Origin of the sequence: Rhodoferax sp. UBA5149 (genome assembly GCF_002413825.1) — a bacterium.
Classification (GTDB): Bacteria; Pseudomonadota; Gammaproteobacteria; order Burkholderiales; family Burkholderiaceae_C; genus Rhodoferax.
In genome coordinates this window covers 11,516-14,560 of record NZ_DHXT01000216.1, presented here as the reverse complement: position 1 = coordinate 14,560, position 3,045 = coordinate 11,516, and the positions used below count along the sequence as shown (strand labels likewise).

Genomic DNA, 3,045 nt, shown 5'->3' with positions numbered 1-3,045 from the left:
TTCTCCTCGTTCCTGCTGCAGGCCCAATCGTCCAAGGCGCAGGTCCTGGCGCTGGCCAACGCCGGTGGCGACTTCACCAATGCGATGAAGGCGGCCAAAGAATTCGGCATCAACAAAACGATGAAGATCGCCGGCCTGCTGGTGTTCATCAACGACGTGAACAGCCTGGGTCTGGCCAACACGGAAGGTCTGCAACTGGCGGACAGCTGGTACTGGAACCAGGACGACGCCTCGCGCGCGTTTGCCAAGCGCTTCTTCGAAAAATACAAGCGCATGCCTTCAAGCCTGCAGGCCGCCGACTACTCGGTCGCCACGACCTATCTGAAGGCCGTGCAGGCCGCCGGCACAACGGACGCCGACAAGGTGATGGCCACCCTCAAGACCATGAAGATCAGCGACTTTTACAACAAGGGCCAAATCCGTGCCGACGGCCGCATGATCCACGACATGTACCTGTTCCAGGTCAAGTCAGCCAAGGATTCGATCACGCCATGGGACTACTACAAGACCGTCGCCAAGATCCCCGGCGAGCAGGCTTTCACCACGGTGGCCGAGTCCAAATGCGCACTCATCAAAAAGTAAGCTGACGTCCCAAGCGGCCGGTCGCAGGTGCGGCTGGCCGCTTTTTTTTAGATCAAGGCATGAACTGACGGGCCTCCATGGAAATTTTCGGTATACCCCTTCAAGCTTTTCTGGGCCAGCTGCTGCTGGGCTTGGTCAACGGCGCGTTTTACGCGATGCTCAGCCTCGGGCTGGCGGTCATCTTTGGCTTGCTGGGCGTTGTCAATTTCGCGCACGGCGCACTGTATATGCTGGGCGCCTTCGCCGCCTGGATCATGCTGGACAAATTCGGCATCAATTACTGGTTTGCGCTGGTGCTCGCACCGCTGACGGTGGGTCTGCTGGGCGTTGTCATCGAGCGGCTTTTTCTCAAGCATCTGTACAAGCTGGATCCGCTCTATGGCTTGCTGCTGACCTTTGGCTTGGCGCTGATTTTCGAAGGTGTTTTTCGCGAGCTGTATGGCGCGTCGGGCCAGTCGTATCCGGTGCCCGAATTGCTGTCCGGCGCCACCAATCTGGGGTTCATGGTGCTGCCGAATTACCGCGCCTGGGTCGTGCTGGTGTCGCTGGTGGTGTGCCTGGGCACCTGGTACCTGATTGAACGCACCCGTCTCGGTGCCTACTTGCGCGCCGGCACTGAAAACGCCGCGCTGGTGCAGGCCTTTGGCATCAATGTGCCGATGATGGTGATGCTGACCTACGGCGCCGGCGCCGCGCTGGCGGCACTGGCCGGTGTACTCGCAGCGCCCATCATCCAGGTCAATCCGCTGATGGGCTCCAGCCTGATCATCGTGGTGTTCGCGGTGGTGGTGATTGGCGGCATGGGCTCGATCATGGGATCCATCCTGACGGGTCTCGGCCTGGGCGTGGTGGAAGGGCTGACCAGGGTGTTCTACCCGGAAGCGTCCAACATTGTGGTGTTTGTCATCATGGTCATTGTGCTGATGTTCCGACCAGTCGGCCTGTTTGGCAAGGAGGCTTGAGCCATGAACAATACCGCCAAACTGATTCGCTTCACTTACGCCGCACTGCTGGTGCTGGCGCTGCTGGCACCGATGCTGGGCTTGTACCCTGTGTTCGTCATGAAGCTGCTGTGCTTCGCCATTTTTGCCTGTGCCTTCAACCTGTTGCTGGGTTTTACCGGTCTGCTGTCTTTCGGCCATGCGGCGTTTTTCGGCTCTGCCGCCTACATCACCGGCTGGCTCATCAAGTCGCAGAACCTCACGCCGGAGTTGGGCCTGCTGGCGGGTATGGCGGGGGCGGGCTTGATCGGCCTGGTGGTCGGCCTGGTGGCGATCCGGCGCCAGGGCATTTATTTCGCCATGATCACGCTGGCCATTGCGCAGATGGTGTATTTCGTCTGCCTGCAAGCGCCCTTTACCGGCGGTGAAGACGGCCTGCAGGGCGTGCCGCGCGGCGCGCTGTTCGGCCTGCTGTCGCTGGAGTCGGACACCGCCATGTATTACCTGGTGGTCGCGGTGTTTTTGGCGTGTTTTCTAGGCATTTCACGCATCGTGCGGTCTCCCTTCGGCCAGGTGCTCAAGATGATCCGTGAAAACGAACCGCGCGCGATTTCGCTGGGCTACCAGGTGGACCGCTACAAGCTGCTGGCTTTTGTGCTGTCGGCCGCGCTAGCCGGTCTAGCGGGCTCGCTCAAGACGCTGATCATGGGTTTTGCCACGCTGTCCGACGCACACTGGACGATGTCGGGTGAAGTGATTTTGATGACGCTGCTGGGCGGCGTCGGCACCCTGTTCGGCCCGGTGTTTGGCGCGGGTATTGTGATCTCGCTGCAAGACCTGCTGGCCGACAAGGTCGGCTCCTGGGTCACGGTGATCATCGGTGTGATTTTTGTACTGTGCGTGCTGGCCTTCCGCAAGGGAGTGGTCGGTGAACTGCAGGCGTATCTGGAGCGTCGCCGGCGCGCCGCGACAACGCCTGACGCCTAGATACTTGTTGGACAATGGTTGATTTATTCCACTATTTGCTCATCAATGGAACCAACAACTCTGGATTCGATCGACATTCAGCTGCTGGACCAGTTGCAAAACGATGCGTCATTAAGCAATCAGGCACTGGCCGCGCGGGTTCACATTTCGCCGCCCACCTGTTTGCGGCGCGTCAAACGGCTGCGTGATGCGGGTCTGATCGAGCGCGAGATCGCGGTGCTCAGCGTGGACCAGCTGGCCAACGTGGCCGGTCACGGTCTGTGCGCGATTGTGGAGATCACGCTGGACCGCCAGGACCGGGACGCCTGGGAGGCGTTCGAGCGGCGCGTGGCGGCGGACAACGCGGTGCAGCAGTGCTACCGCGTCTCGCCCGGACCCGACTTTTGCCTGGTGGTGCACAGCGCCCACATGCCCGACTATCTGGCGCTGGCCCAGAGGCTGTTTACCAGCGACGCCAATGTGCGCAACGTCAAAACATTCTTCAGCATCAAGCGCAGCAAATTTGGAGCCAGGGTGCCCTTGCCGCTTTGATAAC

At 60.3% G+C, this 3,045-nt stretch carries 4 protein-coding genes; all 4 read left to right on the top strand.

The annotated features are described in order from the left end of the window. A partial coding sequence (locus B3V69_RS19430) for an ABC transporter substrate-binding protein (RefSeq protein ID WP_296449055.1) occupies positions 1 to 582 on the top strand: 582 nt, incomplete at its 5' end. Between the two features lie 77 nt (positions 583 to 659). Continuing rightward, positions 660 to 1,544, top strand: a complete 885-nt coding sequence (locus B3V69_RS19425; RefSeq protein WP_296449052.1) for a branched-chain amino acid ABC transporter permease — start codon at positions 660 to 662, stop codon at positions 1,542 to 1,544. A gap of 3 nt (positions 1,545 to 1,547) precedes the next feature. Next, positions 1,548 to 2,510, top strand: coding sequence for a branched-chain amino acid ABC transporter permease (locus B3V69_RS19420; RefSeq protein WP_296449049.1), 963 nt, complete (start codon positions 1,548 to 1,550; stop codon positions 2,508 to 2,510). Positions 2,511 to 2,555: 45 nt separating this feature from the next. Next, positions 2,556 to 3,041: an Lrp/AsnC family transcriptional regulator gene (locus B3V69_RS19415; protein ID WP_296449047.1), complete on the top strand. Its 486-nt coding sequence runs from the start codon at positions 2,556 to 2,558 to the stop codon at positions 3,039 to 3,041. Positions 3,042 to 3,045 lie beyond the last annotated feature (4 nt).